Source organism: Kaistia hirudinis, assembly GCF_014196455.1.
GTDB lineage: Bacteria > Pseudomonadota > Alphaproteobacteria > Rhizobiales > Kaistiaceae > Kaistia > Kaistia hirudinis.
In genome coordinates this window covers 911,318-931,038 of record NZ_JACIDS010000001.1, presented here as the reverse complement: position 1 = coordinate 931,038, position 19,721 = coordinate 911,318, and the positions used below count along the sequence as shown (strand labels likewise).

At 66.4% G+C, this 19,721-nt stretch carries 13 protein-coding genes; 9 read left to right on the top strand and 4 right to left on the bottom strand.

Annotation, left to right across the window (positions count from 1 at the left end):
* Positions 1–22: 22 nt before the first annotated feature.
* From GGR25_RS04305 to mgtE, 3 genes are all read left to right on the top strand, one after another.
* Complete coding sequence (locus GGR25_RS04305; RefSeq protein WP_183397454.1) at positions 23–2,458, top strand: penicillin-binding protein 1A; 2,436 nt, start codon at positions 23–25, stop codon at positions 2,456–2,458.
* Between the two features lie 21 nt (positions 2,459–2,479).
* A complete protein-coding gene (locus tag GGR25_RS04300; RefSeq protein ID WP_183397453.1) occupies positions 2,480–2,917 on the top strand; it encodes an EamA family transporter in 438 nt (145 codons plus the stop codon).
* A gap of 278 nt (positions 2,918–3,195) precedes the next feature.
* Complete coding sequence (gene mgtE, locus GGR25_RS04295; protein ID WP_183397452.1) at positions 3,196–4,563, top strand: magnesium transporter; 1,368 nt, start codon at positions 3,196–3,198, stop codon at positions 4,561–4,563.
* Between the two features lie 63 nt (positions 4,564–4,626).
* On the opposite strand, the gene GGR25_RS04290 is transcribed toward mgtE, so the two are convergent.
* The gene (locus tag GGR25_RS04290; protein ID WP_183397451.1) at positions 4,627–5,220 is read right to left on the bottom strand and encodes a DUF4893 domain-containing protein; all 594 of its coding nucleotides are present in this window, start codon (positions 5,218–5,220) and stop codon (positions 4,627–4,629) included.
* Between the two features lie 93 nt (positions 5,221–5,313).
* Between GGR25_RS04290 and prfB the strand changes: the two genes are divergently transcribed.
* Positions 5,314–6,445 (top strand): peptide chain release factor 2 gene (prfB, locus tag GGR25_RS04285; RefSeq protein ID WP_183397450.1). Its coding sequence is split into 2 segments (ribosomal slippage): positions 5,314–5,382 and positions 5,384–6,445, totalling 1,131 coding nucleotides; the frame shifts between segments, so codons are not numbered across the junction.
* 138 nt (positions 6,446–6,583) lie between these two features.
* On the opposite strand, the gene GGR25_RS04280 is transcribed toward prfB, so the two are convergent.
* Positions 6,584–10,033 (bottom strand): YhdP family protein, encoded by a 3,450-nt coding sequence (locus GGR25_RS04280; RefSeq protein WP_183397449.1) that lies wholly within the window; start codon positions 10,031–10,033, stop codon positions 6,584–6,586.
* Positions 10,034–10,226: 193 nt separating this feature from the next.
* On the opposite strand from GGR25_RS04280, the gene GGR25_RS04275 reads away from it, so the two are divergent.
* The 3 genes from GGR25_RS04275 to GGR25_RS24905 all read left to right on the top strand — a co-directional run bounded on the left by GGR25_RS04275 (position 10,227) and on the right by GGR25_RS24905 (position 12,904).
* A complete protein-coding gene (locus tag GGR25_RS04275; RefSeq protein WP_183397448.1) occupies positions 10,227–10,694 on the top strand; it encodes a peroxiredoxin in 468 nt (155 codons plus the stop codon).
* A 4-nt stretch (positions 10,695–10,698) separates the two neighbouring features.
* On the top strand, positions 10,699–11,520 hold the full coding sequence (locus GGR25_RS04270; RefSeq protein ID WP_183397447.1) for a ferritin-like domain-containing protein: 822 nt from the start codon (positions 10,699–10,701) through the stop codon (positions 11,518–11,520).
* Positions 11,521–11,632: 112 nt separating this feature from the next.
* On the top strand, positions 11,633–12,904 hold the full coding sequence (locus GGR25_RS24905; RefSeq protein ID WP_281378546.1) for a M23 family metallopeptidase: 1,272 nt from the start codon (positions 11,633–11,635) through the stop codon (positions 12,902–12,904).
* Positions 12,905–12,942: 38 nt separating this feature from the next.
* Here the strand turns inward: GGR25_RS24905 and tyrS are convergent, their stop codons facing one another.
* Both tyrS and GGR25_RS04255 read right to left on the bottom strand, forming a co-directional pair.
* Positions 12,943–14,196 carry a tyrosine--tRNA ligase gene (tyrS, locus tag GGR25_RS04260; protein ID WP_183397446.1) on the bottom strand — a complete coding sequence of 418 codons (1,254 nt, stop codon included), beginning with the start codon at positions 14,194–14,196 and terminating at the stop codon, positions 12,943–12,945.
* A 125-nt stretch (positions 14,197–14,321) separates the two neighbouring features.
* The gene (locus tag GGR25_RS04255; protein WP_183397445.1) at positions 14,322–15,404 is read right to left on the bottom strand and encodes a 3-deoxy-7-phosphoheptulonate synthase; all 1,083 of its coding nucleotides are present in this window, start codon (positions 15,402–15,404) and stop codon (positions 14,322–14,324) included.
* Between the two features lie 263 nt (positions 15,405–15,667).
* On the opposite strand from GGR25_RS04255, the gene GGR25_RS04250 reads away from it, so the two are divergent.
* A complete protein-coding gene (locus GGR25_RS04250; protein WP_183397444.1) occupies positions 15,668–16,768 on the top strand; it encodes an anhydro-N-acetylmuramic acid kinase in 1,101 nt (366 codons plus the stop codon).
* A 125-nt stretch (positions 16,769–16,893) separates the two neighbouring features.
* Positions 16,894–18,873 carry a potassium/proton antiporter gene (locus GGR25_RS04245; RefSeq protein WP_183397443.1) on the top strand — a complete coding sequence of 660 codons (1,980 nt, stop codon included), beginning with the start codon at positions 16,894–16,896 and terminating at the stop codon, positions 18,871–18,873.
* Positions 18,874–19,721 lie beyond the last annotated feature (848 nt).

The following is a 19,721-nucleotide window of genomic DNA, read 5'->3' as shown; positions in this document are numbered from 1 at the left end:
ATCGACGGGGAACGCGAGCGACATGTTTCTGCGACTGATCGGCTACATATTTGGGATAGGCGCCGTGTTCTTTCTGGTGGTTGCAGCGGGATTGGCCTGGTACGTCTCGGGCCTGACAGGCGGGCTTCCCTCGGTTGAGGTGCTCGCCAAGTACGAGCCGCCGGTGACGACGCGCATTCATGCCGCGGACGGTCAGCTCGTCGCCGAATATGCGCGCGAGCGGCGGCTCTATCTGCCGATCCAGGCGATCCCGGACCGCGTCAAGGCGGCCTTCATCTCGGCGGAAGACAAGAACTTCTACGAGCATTCCGGCCTCGACTATCAGGGCATCCTGCGCGCCGGCCTGCAGAACATCTCGGCGTTGTCGTCGAATGGGCGCATGATCGGCGCCTCCACGATCACGCAGCAGGTCGCCAAGAACTTCCTGCTGACGAACGAGCGCACGCTCGATCGCAAGATCAAGGAAGCGATCCTGTCGCTCCGCATCGAGCAGGCGAACTCGAAGGACAAGATCCTCGAGCTCTATCTGAACGAGATCTTCCTGGGGCTCGGCTCCTATGGCGTCGCCGCCGCCTCGCTCGCCTATTTCGACAAGTCGGTCCATGAGCTGACGCTCGCCGAGTCCGCCTATCTGGCGGCGCTGCCCAAGGGCCCGAACAACTACAATCCGTTCCGCTATCCCGATCGCGCGATCGAACGCCGCAACTGGGTGATCGACCGGATGGTCGAGAACGGCTACGCCACCAAGGACGAGGGCGAGGCCGCCAAGGCGCAGCCGCTCGGCGTCAAGACCCGCCGTGCCAGCCCGCACATCTTCGCCGCCGACTATTATGTCGAGGAAGTGCGCCGCCAGCTGATGCAGATCTATGGCGAGAAGTCGCTCTATGAGGGCGGCCTGTCGGTGCGCACCTCGCTCGATCCGGGCATGCAGGTCATGGCCCGCCAATCGCTGATGAACGGCCTCGTCTCCTTCGACGAGGAGCGTGGCTGGCGCGGGCCGGTCAAGAATGTTCCGATCGAAGGCGATTGGGGCGTGGCGGTCGGCTCGGTGCCGGCGCTGGCCGACATCTATGAATGGCGCCTCGCCATCGTCACGGCCGTCAACAAGGATGGCGCCGAGATCGGGCTGCAGCCCGGCCGCGATGGCGCCGGCAATCTGCTGTCCGATCGCGAGACGGGTACGATCCCTGCCTCCGAGATGGGCTGGGCGCTGCGTGGCAAGAAGAGCGTGCCCGGCGTGCTCAATGTCGGCGACGTCGTCTATGTCGAGCCGGCCGACGGTAAGCCCGACGCCTATCGCCTGCACCAGGTGCCCGCGATCGAAGGCGCGATGGTGGTCATGGATCCCCATACGGGCCGCGTGCTCGCCATGGATGGCGGCTTCTCCTACGCGGAGAGCGAGTTCAACCGCGCGACGCAGGCGATGCGCCAGCCGGGTTCCTCGTTCAAGCCGTTCGTCTACGCGGCGGCGCTCGACAATGGCTATACGCCGTCGTCGGTGGTGATGGACGCGCCGATCGAGATCGATCCGGGCTTCGGCCAGCCGATCTGGCGGCCGGAGAACTATGCCCAGAAGTTCTACGGCCCCTCGACGCTGCGCACCGGTATCGAGCAGTCGCGTAACGTCATGACCGTGCGCCTGGCGCAGGACATGGGCATGCCGCTCGTCGCCGAATATGCGAAGCGGTTCGGCGTCTATGATAATCTCGGACCGTTCCTGCCAAATGCGCTCGGTGCATCCGAGACGACCGTGCTGCGCATGGTGTCGGGCTATGCCGTGTTCGCCAATGGCGGCCGCCAGGTCCGTCCGACGCTGATCGACCGCATTCAGGATCGCTTCGGCAAGACGATCTACAAGCATGAGGACCGCGTCTGCGAAGGATGCGACGCGGATGCCTGGCACAATCAGGACGAGCCGGCCATCACGGATAATCGCGAGCAGGTGCTCGATCCGATGACGGCCTACCAGATCACTTCGATGATGGAAGGCGTGGTCCAGCGCGGCACCGCCACCGTCGTCAAGGAGGTCGGCAAGCCGATCGCCGGCAAGACCGGAACGTCCAACGACTATAAGGACGCCTGGTTCATCGGCTATTCGCCGGATCTCGTGGTCGGCGTGTTCCTCGGCTACGACACGCCCCGCTCGATGGGACGTGGCGAGACCGGCGGACAGGCGGCTGCGCCGATCGCGGCCGAGTTCCTGAAGCTCGCGCTCGCCGACAAGCCGGCGATCCCGTTCCGCATGCCCGAGGGCATGACGCTGATCCCGATCGACCGGAAGACCGGCATGCGCGCGAGCGCCGAGGGGCCGGGCGTGATCCTCGAAGCCTTCAAGCCGGGAACCGGTCCGCCCGACACCTATTCGATCATCGGGCAGACGGACGCCAATGGTCAGCCGCTGTCCGTGTCGCCTGAGTCCGATCGGGCCGTCATGTCCGGAACGGGCGGCCTCTACTGATCCAACCCTCCAGGAGGAGCTGTGAGCGCGCTATCGTCCTCATGGCTCCTCTGGGCCGTTCTGTCGGCCGTCTTCGCCGCCATGACGGCGATCCTCGCCAAGATCGGCATTGCCGGCGTCGGCTCCGATTTCGCGACCTTCATCCGCACGATCGTGATCCTGCTGGCGATCGCTGCTATGCTGACGGCGACACGGGGCTGGCAGGCGTTCGGCTCGGTCAGCACGCGGAGCTATGTCTTCCTCGTACTCTCGGGCCTCGCCACCGGCGCGTCCTGGCTCTGCTATTTCCGCGCGCTCAAGCTCGGCGACGCCGCGCGCGTGGCGCCGATCGACAAGCTCAGCGTCGTGCTGGTGGCGGTCTTCGGTGTCGCCCTACTCGGTGAGCGACTGTCGATGAAGAACTGGCTCGGCGTCGCGCTGATCGGTCTCGGTGCGCTCCTTGTCGCATCCCGCGCCTGAATCCCGGAAAGCCTTTAGCATCCGCCGCTTCGCCCCGATGACATCCACGTGCGCGCACGAATTTCAGCGTGAATTGACTTGACGATGCGCGCCGATTTGCGCACCTCTGCGCGTGCAGAGCCGGTCCGCTCAAGCGGCACGGCCCCAACCGGAACCCTCAACCCAATGCCAAGCGACAGTAGCAGTCGAATGTGCTTGCCGCCCGCGGCGATATTGGTTTGACCGGCTGATCCGGCTCACCAGGATCGGCGCGGCGGCCGATCGCAAATAGGTGAGCCATGGAAGAGAACATCCTCAAGGATCGTCCGATCGCAGAGGCGTCGGCGCTCGATCTCGAGCGCGGCCATGTCGCGGATGTCGTCGAGCATCTGAACGAGCAGGAGCCCGAGCAGGCGGCCGGTGTCGTCGCCGGCCTGCCGGACGAGCGCGTGGTCGAATTGCTCGACCAGCCGGAATTCGAGGACGCGGCGGAGGTCGTTGCGAACTTGCCGCTCGATCGCGCGGCGACGCTCCTCTCGGGCGTCTCGGCCGACCGCGCGACCGACATTCTCGGCGAGATGGACGAGCCGCAGCGCTCGCAATTGATCGAGCGTCTGGACAGCGAAACGCGGACCGCGGTGGCGCATCTGGCCGGTTATCCGGAAGGCAGCGCTGGCGCGATCATGACCACCGAGATGGTCAGCGTGCCCGCGAACTGGACCGTCGCGCAGACGCTCGATTACATCCGCCAGGTCGAGAAGAGCCGCGAGACGATCTACACGATCTGCGTGCTGCATCCCGAGACGAAGGCGCTGCTGCAGACGGTCACGCTGCGCCGGCTGATCACCACCGATCCGTCCGCGCCCGTCCTTGCGGCGGCGCGCCACAGCAAGCCCGTGACCGTCAAGCCGACCACGGATCGCGAGGACGTCGCCCGCCTCGTCTCCAAATATGACCTGCTCGCCGTCCCGGTCGTGGACGAGCGGCATCACGTCATCGGCATCGTCACCGTCGACGACATCATCGACACGATCTTCGAGGAGACCACGGAGGACGTCCAGAAGTTCGGCGGCATGGAGGCGCTGGACGAGCCCTATATGGAGATCGGCTTCACCAGCATGATCCGCAAGCGCGCCGGATGGCTTGCGGCGCTGTTCATCGGCGAGATGCTGACCGCGACCGCCATGCAGCATTTCGAGACCGAACTCGAAAAGGCGATCGTGCTGACGCTGTTCATTCCGCTGATCATGAGCTCGGGCGGCAATTCGGGTTCGCAGGCGACGTCGCTGATCATCCGTGCGCTCGCTCTCGGCGAGGTGCGGCTCAAGGATTGGTGGCGCGTGGCGCTGCGCGAACTGCCGAGCGGCCTGACCCTTGGTGCGATCCTGGGCGCCATGGGCTTCACGCGCATCGTCGCGTGGCAGCTCCTCGGTTTGCATGACTATGGCGTCTTCTGGATCCTCGTCGCGACCACGGTCGGTGCGGGTCTGGTCGGCATCGTCGCCTTCGGATCGCTGGCGGGCTCGATGCTGCCCTTCATCATGAAGCGGCTCGGCTTCGATCCGGCCAGCGCGTCGGCGCCCTTCGTCGCAACGCTCGTCGACGTGACCGGCCTCGTGATCTACTTCTCGATCGCCTCCGTGATCCTGCACGGCACGCTGCTCTAGAAGTTCTGCTGCTCCGGGAGTGACCGTCGATCGGTCGCTCCCGGCGTTCTCATTTCATCCGGTTCAGCGCTTCACCAGCTCGATGATGTCGAACTTCGATTCATATTGGGGCAGGGGCAGTTCGAGCCGGTAGCGCCCCGGGCCGACCTTGTAGAAATAGCCGACCTGGTTGCTGTCGGCGTCCCGGCCATAGGCCTTCGGCTTCTCGTCGGAATAGTGCGCGGCGCCGTAGTAGAGGAGGCGGGTGCGGCTGTCGTCGATGAAGTGGCCGGAGAGGCGCTGCGAGCCGCTCGTCTTCACGAGTCGATAGCCGAGGTCGTCTTCGTCGATCCGGCATGAGAACCAGTCATACATGGTGAGCGGCAGCGTGCCGCCGAGCTTGATCGTCCGGCAGCGATAGGTGCCTCGGATATCGACGCCGAGGATCGGCTGCGGCTTGCCGGAGAGGATGCCGTCGAGCGCGCTAACCTCGGATGGATTCCCGCCTGAATTGGCTTCGGCGATGGCCTCGGAGCGCGACGTACCGAAGTCAGCGAGCCGCGCCTTGTCGGCCGCGGTGAGGGTGCGCTCGGCGAGCGATCCGGTCGCAAGGGCCGGCGCGGCCGCGAGCATCGCCACGAGGGCGGCAGCGAAAAGGGCGATTGATCGTCGTGACATGGCGTCCTGCCTCATCGGTTTACAGCGGCAAAGCCCGACACTATGTTCGCGCCTCCCGACGGGCAATGAAGCCCCTCACAGACTGGAATGGGCATGCGAGCCGAGATCGAGCAGATCGTCGATGAGATCAAGCAGGGCATAACCCTGCTGAGGAGGCATCTTTGACTGGGATCGTGCGAACCGACGCCTCCTGGAACTGAACGCGCTCTCCGAGACCCAGAACTTCTGGGACGATCCGCAGAAGGCGCAGAAGCTCATGCGCGAGCGGCAGAGCCTCGAGGACGGCATCAAGGCCGTCGTCGAGAGCGAGCGCGACCTTGCCGACAATCTTGAGCTCATCGAGCTCGGCGAAGCCGAGGGCGATCCGTCGATCGTTGCGGAAGCCGAGGCTGCGATCGATGTCCTCAAGGACAAGATCCGTGAGCGCCAGATCGAATCCATGCTGTCCGGCGAGGCCGATGGCAATGATACCTATGTGGAAATCCATGCCGGCGCCGGCGGTACCGAGAGCCAGGACTGGGCCAACATGCTGATGCGCATGTACACGCGCTGGTCCGAACGCTCCGGCCGCAAGGTGGAGATCATGGAACTCCATGACGGCGAAGAAGCCGGCATCAAGTCGGCGACGCTTCTGGTCAAAGGCGAGCGCTCCTATGGCTTCCTGAAGACCGAATCGGGCGTCCATCGTCTCGTGCGTATCTCGCCCTATGATTCGAGCGCGCGCCGGCACACGAGCTTTGCGAGCGTCTGGGTCTATCCGGTGGTCGACGATTCGATCGAGATCGAGATCAACGAGAGCGACTGCCGCATCGATACCTATCGCGCGCAGGGCGCCGGCGGACAGCACATCAACACGACCGACTCGGCCGTGCGCATCACGCACATTCCGTCGGGCATCGTCGTGCAGTGCCAGAACGAACGCTCGCAGCATAAGAACCGCGCCGCGGCGTGGGACATGCTGCGCGCCCGGCTTTACGAGGCCGAGTTGGAGCGCCGCGAAGCGGCGGCCAACGCGACCGAGGCGACGAAGACCGATATCGGCTGGGGTCACCAGATCCGCTCCTACGTCCTCCAGCCCTATCAGCTGGTGAAGGACCTGCGGACTGGAGTCGAGAGCACGAGCCCGCAGGACGTGCTCAATGGCGACCTCGATCCGTTCATGGAAGCCGCACTGGCCCAGCGCCTCGGCGGCAGCTCGGGCGAAGCGATCGCCGATATCGACTGATAAAGATCCCGTCCCGACCGCCGGTCCGCCGGCGGTCGGAAGCGCGGGGTAGGAGAGGGGCGGGCGCCGTCCTCCCGTCGCGTCGGCATCATCGAAGCGGCAGGGCGCCAGCCGTGCCGGTCTCCCGCAACGCTCCGCTCAATCCACCGGGAATTCGAAGATCTTCCGGAAGATGCCGGGGGTGATCATCGAGAGCGGATTGACGGTCAGGTTCGGGGCGTTCATCGGACCGTCGATCTTGAAGGTCACGCCGAAGAGGCCGCCCTGGCTGCCGCCGCCGAGCGCCAGGCCGAGCAGCGGCACGCGGCCGAACAGATTGTTGAAGGCGTAGGCGGGCAGATAGGTCCCGACCAGCGAGACGCGCTGGCGGGCGAGATCGAGCGTCCCGTTCATGGTCGCACCGACCGAAGCCCCGCGCAGGACCGCGTCCTCGATCACGATCAGCGATCCGCGCTTGGTATAGTCGAGCCGCATGCGGCCGAACGGAACATTGGACGGGTCGATCCCGGTGGGCGTCGCATCGGCCCCGGTGCCGGTGGAGGCTGACACGAGCTTCTTCATCGAATCTTCGCCGACGATCGAGAAGTTCGTGACGTCGAACATGCCAGAGAAGGGCCCGGATGCCCCGCTGCGCGAACCGGACAGCGTAAGCCTGCCGCCATTCATACGGCCATACAGGTCGACGAAGCCGAGCAGGCCGCCGGCATCAGTCGATTCGAGGTCGAGATTGGCGCTGCTGCCCTTGTCGATATAGCTCAGCGAAACCGGGCCGCGCGGCAGATCGCCGTCGAGCGTCATCTTCTGCACGACGCCGTCCGAGGCGATGATGGCGATGCTCGCGCCGCTCAGCGTCGTCTGGTCGAAGCCGATCAGCTTGTCGACCTTCGCATTGACGCTCAAATCCGCGCCGCCGTCATCCGAACCGCCGCCGCGTGACTTGTAGGCCGTGATCAGGCCGCGCGCGTCGAACGAACTGCCACGCGCGACGATCGCATAGCCATTGCCCTTGCGCTGCAGGTCGACCGAGATCTGGTCGCCCTTGCGCAGCGCGAGACGTTCGAGATTGGCGGAAACGAGGCCGAACTTCGAATCGAGCTTGGCCTTGCCCTTCAAGCCGAAACCGTCTCCGGTCGCGACCATGTTGTCGATCAGATAGCCGTCATCGACCGGAAGCATGTCGAAGGAGAGCTTTGCCGGCACGCCGACGCCCTTCGACCATCCGACCGCCTGCAGCACGAGCCGCGCCTGCTTGAGGTCGAGCTCGTAATGCTGGCCCTTCCGGCCGTCGGAGAGCTCGTTGACGATGGCGCCGACCGTGCCCCCGAGCACATTGTCGAGCCCGATGCCGAGGCGCTTGCGTGCGTCGGCGTCGAGCACGAGCCGGACCTGGCGCCGGCCACCCTCGCCATCCGCCTCGCCTTCGCCGAGCGGCTGGACCAGATCGATCGAAGCCGGGACGCCGTTGATCGAGGCCTTGCCCTTGATCGTGATCTCCCGGGCATCGACGTTCAGCGCGAAATCGCCATTCTTGATCGTCTTGCCCTCGATCGGAACGGCGCTCGCGAAACCTTGGGTCTGGAGCGATACGCGCCAGTCCACATCGCTGGGCAGCAATCCCGGCTTCAGGGGGAGTTTGATCGACAGGTTGAAGGTGGCGTTGCCCGACTGCGCGGTTGGATCGAGCTTCTGCCGATCCATGGCCCGCAGCGGCTCGGAATTGGCGATCTCCGCCATCGCGCCGATATCGCCCTCGCCCTGCAGCTCGATCTGGGCGTTGGGCTGGGGCAGCGCCGTGTTGGGCACGGCAAAGGCACCGGCGGTCAGCTTCACCGTCTTGCCCGACGGGGCCGCGATCTGGCCGGATTCGAGGTCGATGCCGAAGGTCGATCCGGCGACGACGGCGTTGCCGCTCGCATTGGTGATCGGCGGGACGGTGCCGATGGTCGTGAACGAAACGTCCTCGAGCCGGGCGTCGAGGCGCATATAGTCCTCGGGTAGGGTCACGCGTTCGCCTGTCCACAGCACGCCCGCCGGAACCGCAGCGACGAAGCGGCCGGCGGCGACGCGCCCGCCCTCGACATGCTCCATGAACCACTTCCGCGCCGGACCGGCCAGGATCGGAGGCCACATCTGCTTCAGCGTCTCGAGCGACATCGGCGTGAACGAGGCGGCGAGCGAGAGCGAGGGCGTCGGCCCATCAAGGCCGAGCGAGCCCGCGGCGGCGACCGAGCCCGCCGCCGACGAGATCGCCGCCTCGTTGATGTCGATTCGCTTGGCCGGAAAATCGGCCGTGCCGGAGAGCGAAATCCGATCGGCCATGATCGGCGGCGCGTTGGCGTCGCGCGCGGCGAGGATCGGACCGCGGCTCTCGAAGGAATAGGCGTAGCGCCCGTCCGAGGGGTCGGCGAGCGGGCGGATCTCGCCGGTGAACATGGCGCGCGTGTCACCGAAGAAGAAGGTCGACGGGTTCACGACCAGGACACGGCGCGCGACATCCCAATGCAGGCGCACGGTCGCTTCGTCGAGCAGGATCGTGTCCTTGCCGAAGCCGGAGACCATGGTGCCGGCGCCGAAATCGAAACGCGCCTGCGCGTCGCGGACCACTCCGTCGACGGAAAGCCGCACCGTCGCCCGTCCATAGAGTGGAATATCGGAGGTCAGCAGGCTTTCGGGACGGCCGAAATTCGGTTCGAAGTCGGCAAGCGTCAATTGGGAGAACGAGAGGGAGAACGTGCGATCCTGCGTGGCAGGATCAACCGAACGCTCGGCGAGGATGCCCCAGCGCCCGGCATAGCCGGACGTGGTGAAGGAGGACTTGATGTCGCGCGTAGCCGCGTCCACGGTGAGCGACAGATCCGTATGCGGGAAGGTGCGCTGCTGCAGCTTGCGCGCATCCCAGATCTGGATCGTGCCGGCATCGACGGCAAAGCGCTCGAAATTGCGCTCGAACGCCGCGTCGATAACCGGGTCGAGCGCGCCATTGAGGATGCGGAGGGCCGTGACGAGGTTCGGAAATCCGCCGTCGGTGCGGTCGAATTCCTTGTCGGCGGCCGCCTGCGCGGGATCGCTGGCCGGCGTAGCTCCCTGGGCCTGCGGGCGTGGCACCGTATCGGCATTGCCGAGATAAATCCGGCCGTTCTTGCCGCGCACCAGCGAAATTTCGGGGTTCGATATCTCGACCGTGCGGATATCGACGCGCAGCTTGAGGAAGGAGAGCGGGTCAATGGCGAGGCGGGTCGCGGGGATGCGCGCCACGACGGCATTCGAATCATCGCGGACCGTGACTTCGTCGATCTCGGCCACCAGGCCGAGCACGGGATCGACATCGATCGAGGCGCCGGCGACCTTGACCGCATATCCGGGACCGAGGCGGGCCTGGACCGTCGCGACGACGCGATCACGAACGACGTTGAGTTCGACGGGCCCCGAGGCAATCAGAAGCGCCGCCGCCCCGGTGAGCACGATCAGCAGCAGCATGACAATGCCGAGCGCGCGCAGGACGAGGCTGTACCAGCGCCGCCGCCTTTTCGGGGCACGCTCATACAGCGGCCGGTGAGCCCGGGCCGATGGGAACTCGTCCAGACGCATTGTCAGCCGGCTGCACCTTCACAGGGTCGTCCGCGACGGCGGACCAATTGAACACGACACGCTGCGGGACCGGCTGCCGGCCGGTATGCCGCAGCTGGATTGGAACCCGGAAACGAACCTTCCGCCAGCCCCCTTGAAAATTGCCTACGGATTTCTCTTCTCAAGACAGCCAAACGCGACGAAAGGAAGGCGCATGTCATACCCCGCAATCGGCTCCAAGGCCCCGCAATTCGAACTCCCGACCGATGATGGGGGTGTCGTTTCCCTCGCGGCCCTCCTAGGAAAGAAGGTCGTGCTCTATTTCTATCCCAAGGACGACACGTCCGGCTGCACCACCGAGGCTCTGGATTTTTCCGCCAAGCAGGATGATTTCGCGGCGGCCGACACGCTGGTGATCGGCATCTCGCCCGATTCGGTCGATCGTCACGGCAAGTTCCGCAAGAAGCATGCGCTGACGGTCCGCCTTGCCGCCGACCCGGAGCGTCAGGCGATTGAGGCCTATGGCGTGTGGCAGGAGAAGTCGATGTATGGCCGCGCCTATATGGGCGTCGCGCGGACGACGTTCCTCATCGACAGGGACGGCAAGATCGCCGAAGTCTGGCCCAAGGTGAGAGTCGCCGGCCACGCCGAGGCGGTCCTCGCGGCGGCACGGAAGCTCTGAGCCGATGGGCGAGGCCACACCCAACAGCCTGGTCGCGGCGGCGGCGCGGATCGTCGCGACCGCCGATCTCGACGAGAAGGTGGACCTCGCGCTCTGGACCGCGAAGGCCTGGTTCGGACGGCGCCTCTCGCTCGCGACCGGCGCCTCCGACGGCGCCATGCCGCAGCGGCCGGGTCGGCCGGAACGTCCGGTCCTGGTTCCGCCACGCGATCTGCCGAAGCGGTCGACGGGCTCGCCCCACGGGCGCCTGTCGATGGTGCACTCGCTCTGCCACATCGAGCTCAATGCGGTCGACCTGACCTGGGATCTGGTCGGTCGCTTTCGCGATGTGGCCATGCCGCGGTCCTTCTACGACAATTGGGTGCAGGTCGGGCTCGAGGAGGCGAAGCACTTTTCCCTGCTGGCGCGACGGCTCGAGGCGATGGGCTCCAGCTATGGCGCCCTGCCGGCCCATGACGGGCTCTGGGAGGCGACGCAGGAGACCGGCCACGACCTCCTCGCGCGCCTCGCCATATTGCCGCTGGTGCTGGAGGCGCGCGGGCTCGATGTGACCCCGCCGCTGATCGAGAAAATGCGCGAGGTCGGGGACGAAGAGAGCGCCGCCATTCTCGACGTGATCTATCGCGACGAGCGGCGCCACGTCGCCTTCGGCTGCAAATGGTTCCGCTTCCTCTGCGACCGCCACGGACTGCCGCCGGAGCCGACCTTCCGCCGTCTCGTCATCAAGCACTTCCGCGGCCCGCTGAAACCGCCTTTCAATGACGCCGCCCGAACCGAAGCCGGTCTCACGCCAGGCTTCTATCGCCCCCTGGTCCGGCCGCTGTGATGTCGCGCGTCAACATTTGATTAACCTTACCAATTTCTAATCGGCCGAGATCGAGGTCGCCGTCGCGACCGCGAAGCCCATGCAGCGTATGAGCCAGGCCGAGGTCCGATCGATGTCGACCACCCGTCACACGGCCCCGAGGCGGCCCGATGCCGCCCCAAAGCCCAAGCGCCGCACGAAGACCCCGACCCTCATCCTGCTGGCGCGTGGCGACGATATCCAGACGATCCATCTGACGCCGCGGACGCTGTTGGTCGCGGGCGGCGCGCTGCTCGCCTTCTCGGCGCTCTATTTCGGCGCGACGGCCTATCTCGTCTTTCGCGACGATGTGGTCGGCGCGTCGAGCAGCCAGAACGAGCAGCTGCTGGAGAGCTACGAGGACCGCATCGCGGCGCTGCGAACGGAGATCGACCGGCTGAATTCGCGCCGCGCCGTCGACCATGCGACCGTGTCGGAGAAGGTCGACCGGCTGCTCGACATGCAGCAGACGCTCGACGAGCGGCAGCAGATGGTGGCGCGCCTCGCCGAGGCCGCGCGGCGGGCGGGCTTCGACGTGCCGCCGCCGAAGCCGATCGCCAAGCCCCCGACGGGGTCTGCCGGCGGTCCCCAGGCCTCGGCCGCGCCCGTCTCGCGTCCCGTTGCGATGCTCGCCTCGGCCGCATCCTCCTCCGCCGCCGGCGCACCGCCCGCGGCGCTCGATCAGGTCGAGAGCCAAATTCGGGACATGGAAAGCCAACAGCAGCAGGTGATCGACGCGCTCGGCGCGAAGGTCGCTGGCCGCGCGGACCGGCTGGCGACGATCCTCGCCCGTCTCGGCTACAAGCCTGGGAAGAGCGCCGCGAACAATGTCGGTGGTCCGTTCGTGCCGCTCTCCGGCAATCTCGACCCCGACGACCGCTTCGATGCCGAGCTCGGATCGCTGGCGAGCGATCTGGACCGGCTGGGCCGCATCCGCGCGGCGGCGCAGCGCCTGCCGCTGGCGCGGCCGGTCGTGAGCGCCGAGATCACCAGCGGGTTCGGCCCCCGCAACGATCCGTTTCTCGGGCGGCCCGCGATGCATACGGGCGTCGACTTCCGCGCCCAGCGCGGCGCACCGGCCCGTGCGGTCGCGGCAGGCACGGTCGTCGCGGCCGGCTGGGACGGCGGCTATGGCAATATGGTGGACGTCGATCTCGGCAACGGGATCGTGACGCGCTACGGCCATCTGAGCGCGATCGACGTCGTGGTCGGCGACCATGTCGAGCCGGGCGCGAAGGTCGGGCGGATCGGCTCGACGGGCCGCTCCACAGGGCCGCATCTCCACTACGAGATCCGGATCAACGGCCAGGCCGTCAATCCCATGCGCTACCTCGACGCCGCCGACGAGATCGCACGGCTGATCTGATCGTTCGTGGCTTCGCCAGAGCGACCTGCGGTTTCGTCTCAGGCAGGCCGGACCAGGATGTGCTTCTTCCGGCCGAGGGAGAGCTTGACCACGCCTTCAGGGGTCAGGTCGCCAGCGCCGATGATCGCCTTTTCGTCGGTGACCGCGGCGTCGTTGACGCGCAGGCCGCCGCCCTTGACCTGCCGGCGTGCCTCGCCATTGGACGCGACGAGGCCGGCGCGCACGAAGAGGCTGAGCACGCCGATCCCCGCGCCGAACTCGGAGGAGGGCACCTCGACCGTCGGCAGATCCTCGGCGAGCGCGCCTTCCTCGAAGGTCCGCCGTGCGGTCTCCGCCGCCGCTTCCGCTGCCGCGCGGCCGCGGGCCAGCGCCGTGACCTCGGTCGCGAGGATCTTCTTGGCGTCGTTGATCTCGGAGCCCTGCAGCGCGGCGAGGCGGGCGATCTCGCCCATCGGCAGCTCGGTGTAGAGCTTCAGGAACCGCTCGACGTCGCCATCCTCGGTGTTGCGCCAGAACTGCCAGAACTCAAACGACGACAGCATTTCCTCGTTGAGCCAGACGGCGCCCGAGGCCGTCTTGCCCATCTTGGCGCCGGAAGACGTCGTCAGCAGCGGCGTCGTCAGCGCGAAGAACTGCCTGTCGAGCATGCGGTGGCCGAGCTCGATGCCGTTGACGATGTTGCCCCACTGGTCCGAGCCGCCCATCTGCAGGATGCAGTCATGGCGCTTGTAGAGCTCGACGAAGTCGTAGCCCTGCAGGATCATGTAGTTGAATTCGAGGAAGGACAGTGACTGTTCGCGATCGAGGCGCAGCTTGACGCTGTCGAAGGACAGCATGCGGTTGATCGAGAAGTGGCGGCCGACATCGCGCAGGAAGTCGATATATTTGAGATCGTTCAGCCAGTCGGCATTGTTGGCCATGATGGCCGGATGAGCGCCGCCGTCGAAATCGAGATAATTGGCGAAGACCTGGCGGATGCCGGCGAGGTTCTCGGCGATGGCGTCGTCGGTGAGCAGTTTGCGGGCCTCGTCCTTGAACGAGGGGTCGCCGATGCGCGTGGTGCCGCCACCCATCAGCGCGATCGGCCGATGGCCGGTCTTCTGCATCCAGCGCAGCATCATGATCTGCATCAGCGAGCCGACATGCAGGCTCTTCGCCGTGGCGTCGAAGCCGATATAGCCGGTGACCGTCTCGCTCGCGAAACGCTGGTCGAGTGACGCCGTGTCGGAGCACTGGTGGATGAAACCGCGCTCGGTCAGGATCTGCATGAGCTCGGATTTGAGGGCGGTCATGACGGCAATTTCCTTGGCAACGGCGGTTTCGGCCGCTGTTTAGCAGCCGGGATGCGAAGTTTCATCCGGAAAGGAAGAAGGCGGCGCGAGCGCCGCCTTCGGATCGAGGGTCGGGAAGCGCCGCGTCAGGCGGCGGCGGTCGATTTCCCGCCGAGCACGCGCCGCCGGGCCTCTACGGCCGCCGCGAGGCGGTCGAGCACGGCGACCGAGGTGTCCCAGTCGATGCAGCCATCGGTGATGCTCTGGCCGTAGACGAGGGGCTTGCCCGGAACGAGATCCTGGCGGCCGGCCACGAGATTGCTCTCGACCATGACGCCCATGATGCGGTCGTCGCCGGCCTCGATCTGCGCCGCGATGGCGTCGATCACCTGGGGCTGGTTCTCGGGTTTCTTCGAGCTGTTCGCATGGCTCGCATCGATCATCACGTAGGGCGCGAGACCGCCCTTGGCGAGTTCTGCCGCAGCGGCTTCGACGCTGGCCGCATCATAGTTCGGCGCCTTGCCGCCGCGCAGGATGATGTGGCAGTCCTCGTTGCCGGTCGTCGCCGCGATCGCGGAACGGCCCTGCTTGGTCACGGCCAGGAAATGATGCGGCTGCGAGGCCGACTGGACCGCGTCGACTGCGATCTTCACATTACCGTCGGTGCCGTTCTTGAAGCCGACCGGGCAGGAGAGGCCCGAGGCGAGCTCGCGATGCACCTGGCTCTCCGTCGTGCGCGCGCCGATGGCGCCCCAGCCGACGAGATCGGCGAAATATTGCGGCGTCGTCATGTCGAGGAATTCGCAGCCGGCGGGCAGGCCGAGATCGTTCACGGCGAGCAGGACCTTGCGCGCCAGGCGCAGGCCCTTGTTGATCTCGAAGCTGCCGTCGAGGTTCGGATCGTTGATCAGGCCCTTCCAGCCGACCGTGGTGCGCGGCTTCTCGAAATAGACGCGCATGATGATCTCGAGCGATCCCGAGAGGCGCTGCCGCTCCGCCGCCAGGCGGTGGGCGTAGTCGAGCGCGGCTTCCGGATCATGGATCGAGCAGGGGCCTATCACGACGGCGAGGCGGTCGCTCTGGCCGCGCAGGATATCGTGCACGGCGGCGCGCGCGCCACTGACGGTGCGGCTGGCCGCCTCGGAGCGGACGAACTCGGCCATCACCTCCGAAGGGGGCGTCAGTTCCTTGATTTCGCGGATGCGCAGGTCGTCGGTGGTGTTGGGCACGTTCGGGTTTCCTTTGGGTTTGGCCCGGCCGGCGGCAACAAAAAAGCCGCCGGAGAAGGTTCGGCGGCTTCGGGATCTTTTTGGCTTGTCTCTACTGAGAGCGCGTCCCTACCTCCGCCTTCGGCAACGGATAGCCAAAATACCAGCCGAAAAAGAAGGTGCGGGCAGAGAGGATCATGCGCGGCATATAGCGAAGCGGAATGCGTTTGTCACGTGCGACTTTGTCGATTACGCGGGAGGCAGGCTGCAGGAGCGGATTCGTCATGACGAGGATGGTGGTCGCCGGTCTGATGAGCGGGACGTCGATGGACGGAGTCGATGCGGCGCTGATCGCGACCGACGGCGAGGATGTCGAGGCCTTCGGGCCGACATGCTTCCGCCCCTATAGCGAAGCGGAGCGCGCGGTGCTGCGAGCCGCGCTCGCCGCCGCCACGCACATCCAGGACCGGAACGACCGCTCCGGCCCGCTTGGCGAGGCCGAGCGGATCGTGACCGAGGCGCATGCCGAGGCGGTGGAGACGCTGCTCGCACGCGAGGATGTCGACGCGCCGCGGGTCGGCCTCGTCGGCTTTCACGGCCAGACCGTCTTTCATGCGCCGGCCCGCCGGCTGACGGTGCAGATCGGCGACGGCGCGGCGCTCGCCGCCCGGCTCGGCATTCCGGTCGTCTACGATTTCCGCGCGGCCGATGTCGCGGCGGGCGGGCAGGGGGCGCCGCTGGTTCCGATCTATCATGGTGCGCTGGTGCGCGCGGCCGGGCTCGACGGGGATGTGGCGGTGGTGAACATCGGCGGAGTCGCGAATGTCACGCGAGTCGCCGCCGATGGCGGGCTGATCGCCTTCGATACGGGCCCCGGCAACGCGCTCATTGATGATCTCGTGCGCGAACGGACCGGCGCGCCGATGGATCGCGATGGCGTCCTTTCGAGCGCGGGCACCGTGGAACGGCAGGTTCTGGCCGAGCTGATCACCGATCCCTGGTTCGAGCTGCCGCCGCCCAAATCGCTCGACCGTGACGCCTTTTCGCGCGCGCCGGTCGCGCGGCTTTCGACAGCCGATGCCGCGGCGACGCTGGCGGCCTTCACCGCGGAGGCGATCGCGCGCGGCGTGGCGCTCGCCGGCGGGGCCGAGCGGATCGTCGTCTGCGGGGGCGGGGCGCACAATCCCGCGATCCTCGCCCGGCTGGCGGAGGCGAGCGGCGCGGAGATCATCACGGCCGACCGTCTCGGCTGGTCGGTCGACTTTATGGAGGCGCAGGCTTTTGCGTATCTGGCGGCCCGCCATGTCGCCGGCCTGCCCTCCAGCTTTCCCGAGACCACCGGTGCGCCGGGTCCGATCGTCGGCGGTGTGCTATGCACACCATGAGACGTCGTTCACTGCTTCGAAATCGGTCCGTCTTAATCTGAGCACGCGGCCGATCCAATTTCGTCGAATTGACCGGGTGTTATGCCGGTGCCCGAGCGAGTCCATCGGCCTGGAGACCAAGACATATGATCGAGAGCATGAACCTCGCCATTCTGGTGGGTTCCCTCTTGGTCGCGGCCGCCGTGGTCACCTCGTTCCTCTCGACCCGCTTCGGCGCCCCGCTGCTTCTCATCTTCCTGCTCATCGGCCTCGTCGCCGGCGAGGATGGTCTCGGCATTCGGTTCGATGATGGCCGCGTCGCCTATTTCATCGGCTCGCTCGCGCTGGCCGTGATCCTGTTCGAGAGCGGATTCGAGACTCGTCTCTCTTCTTTCAAGACCGCGGCTCTGCCGGCGCTGTCGCTGGCGACGTTTGGCGTGCTGGTCACGGCCGGCATCGTCGGCGTCGCAGCCATGTTCGCCTTTGGCTGGTCCGGAACCAAGGGCATGCTGCTCGGCACGATCGTGGCATCGACCGACGCGGCCGCGGTGTTCTTCCTGCTGCGCGTCGGCGGGATCACGCTCAGGGATCGAGTCCGTTCGACGCTCGAGATCGAATCCGGGTCGAACGATCCGATGGCGATCTTCCTGACCCTGTCGCTCGTCGCCATGGCCACCGCCGCCGCCGGCGAGGGCCAGCCGATCGTTGCGCTGCTGCGGGACTTCTTCATCCAGATCGGTCTCGGTCTGATGTTCGGTCTGGTCGGCGGCTTCGTGATGGCGCGCATTATGAATCGGCTCGAGCTCGAGCCGGCGCTCTACCCGATCCTGCTCGCGGCGTTGATGCTGGTGCTGTTCGCCACGACCGGCCTCGCCAACGCCTCCGGCTTCCTGGCGGTCTATGTCGCCGGTCTGATCTGCGGCAATGCGCGCCTCAAGAACGCCGCAGCACTTCGCCGCGTCCTGCCGGGGCTGAGCTGGCTGTCGCAGATCGCCATGTTCCTGACTTTGGGACTGCTCGCGACCCCGAGCGAATTCGGCACCGTGCTCGTTCCGGCGCTCATCGTCGCGTTCGTGCTGATCTTTCTGGCGCGGCCGGCGGCGGTCTGGCTCAGCCTGATCCCGTTCGGCTTCTCGCGGAACGAGACGGCGTTCGTCGCCTGGGTCGGCCTCCGCGGCGCGGTCTCGATCCTGCTCGCGATCCTGCCGATGATCGGCGGCATCACCAATGGGCAGGAGATCTTCAATGCGGCGTTCATCGTCGTGCTCTGTTCGCTGATCCTCCAGGGCTGGACGATCGGGCCGGTGGCGCGCTGGCTCGGCGTCGTCGTTCCGGCCCGCAGCGGACCGGTGGAACGCATCGAACTGGAACTCCCTGGCAAGGGCGACCACGAGGTCGTGGCCTATCGCGTGACGGGCGACAGCGCCGTCGGCCGCGGCCGGCGCATCCCGCGCTGGGCGCGGCCGTCGATGATCGTCCGCGACGGCCGTTCGATCCGCTACGAGGTCGCGGGGCCGCTGCGCGAAGGCGATCGGGTCTATATCGTCACGGCGACGGAGCATGTCCGCCTGCTCGATCAGCTCTTCGCCCGGCCCGTCGAAAATGCGGACAGCGCCGCGCTGTTCGGCGACTTCGTTCTGCCGCCCGGCGCGCGCATGGCCGACCTCGCCGCGGTCTATGGCTTCGTCGTCTCGGGCGAAAAGTCGGGGCGCACCGTCGGTGAACTGCTGGTGGCGGCCTTTGGCGGTGATCTGGAGGTCGGTGACAGGATCGCCGTCGGTCCGGTCGATCTGATCGTCCGCCGCCTGAACGAGCAGCACGCCATTGAGGAGGTCGGGCTCGCCCTCGAGCAGCGGGAGCCGCCACGGAAGCTGCCGCTGTTCCAGAACCGCCGCGAGATCACGCAGTTCGTGCGCGAAATCCGCAAGCGCCGCGCAGAACGGCGGGCGGCGCGGGCACCCGCGATCTCGTCAGCCGCCGGTGCGGCGGAGATGGGCGGCGAGAAGCCCCATGGCGAGGGGGAAGGTCACGAGCCACAGCGCCCCGATCCAGATCAGGCCGGGCCAGGCAAGCTGCAGGATGAGGAACGGCGCGAGCAGGCCGTTGGCGACGAGCGCCCAGCGTAGAGGCCTGTTGCCGACGATCGCGCCGGCGGCGAAGAGCGTCGAGACGCTCATCAGGGTGTAGCCGAGCAGGTCGACCGCGGTGAGCGGCATGCCGCTGCCGCAGCATCCGAACAGGGCCGATACCGGGTTCCCTCCGGCGAGACGGGCCGGGATGACGACCCCGAGCTGCACCACATAGACGATGCTGACGAGAACGGCGTAGTGCAGCGCCAGGGCCAGGGCGGCGAGCGCGAAGACGCGGCGTCCTGTCGCAGTGCTTTCGTAGAGGCCGACATTTGCGAGCACGAAGCTGGGGGCGAGCGCGAGCGACGGGGCGAAGATCAGAATCTCGTCGACCGGGAATGTCAGCCATCCGGCGACCTGCAGAACCTGCGGCACGCCATAGGCGAGAGCGAAGAAGCAGGCCGCTACTGCAGCCCAGAAGCCGAACCGCGCTGTCACTGCCATCTCCCCTGTTCCCCGCAGTGTCTACAAGGCCCGGTGGCGTCACCTTGATTCACAGCAAGGATCGGCGGTCGAGCGCCCGGGCAGGGCGCCTCCTGTCGCGGATGGCGCATTTATCGGATCCAGGCGAGCCGGATCTCCCGATGTTGCGGCGCATGAAATCGAGCCATTTTGTCCGTCCGAGGGCCTTGCGCGCTCGGTTGCATCATCTAGCACTGGTCACCGCGACTAGAAATCTGCTAAGGACGATGCCGGTTCGAGGAGATCTTGGAGAATAATCGTTGCCGTCGGTTCTTGCTCCGATCATCTGGCGCCTGTTTTACCGTGACGGCGTCGATTCCGAGTTAGCAGAGCGCCGGTACAAGCGATATGTTTGGCTGGCCGCTATAGTTGTGTCTCTTGCT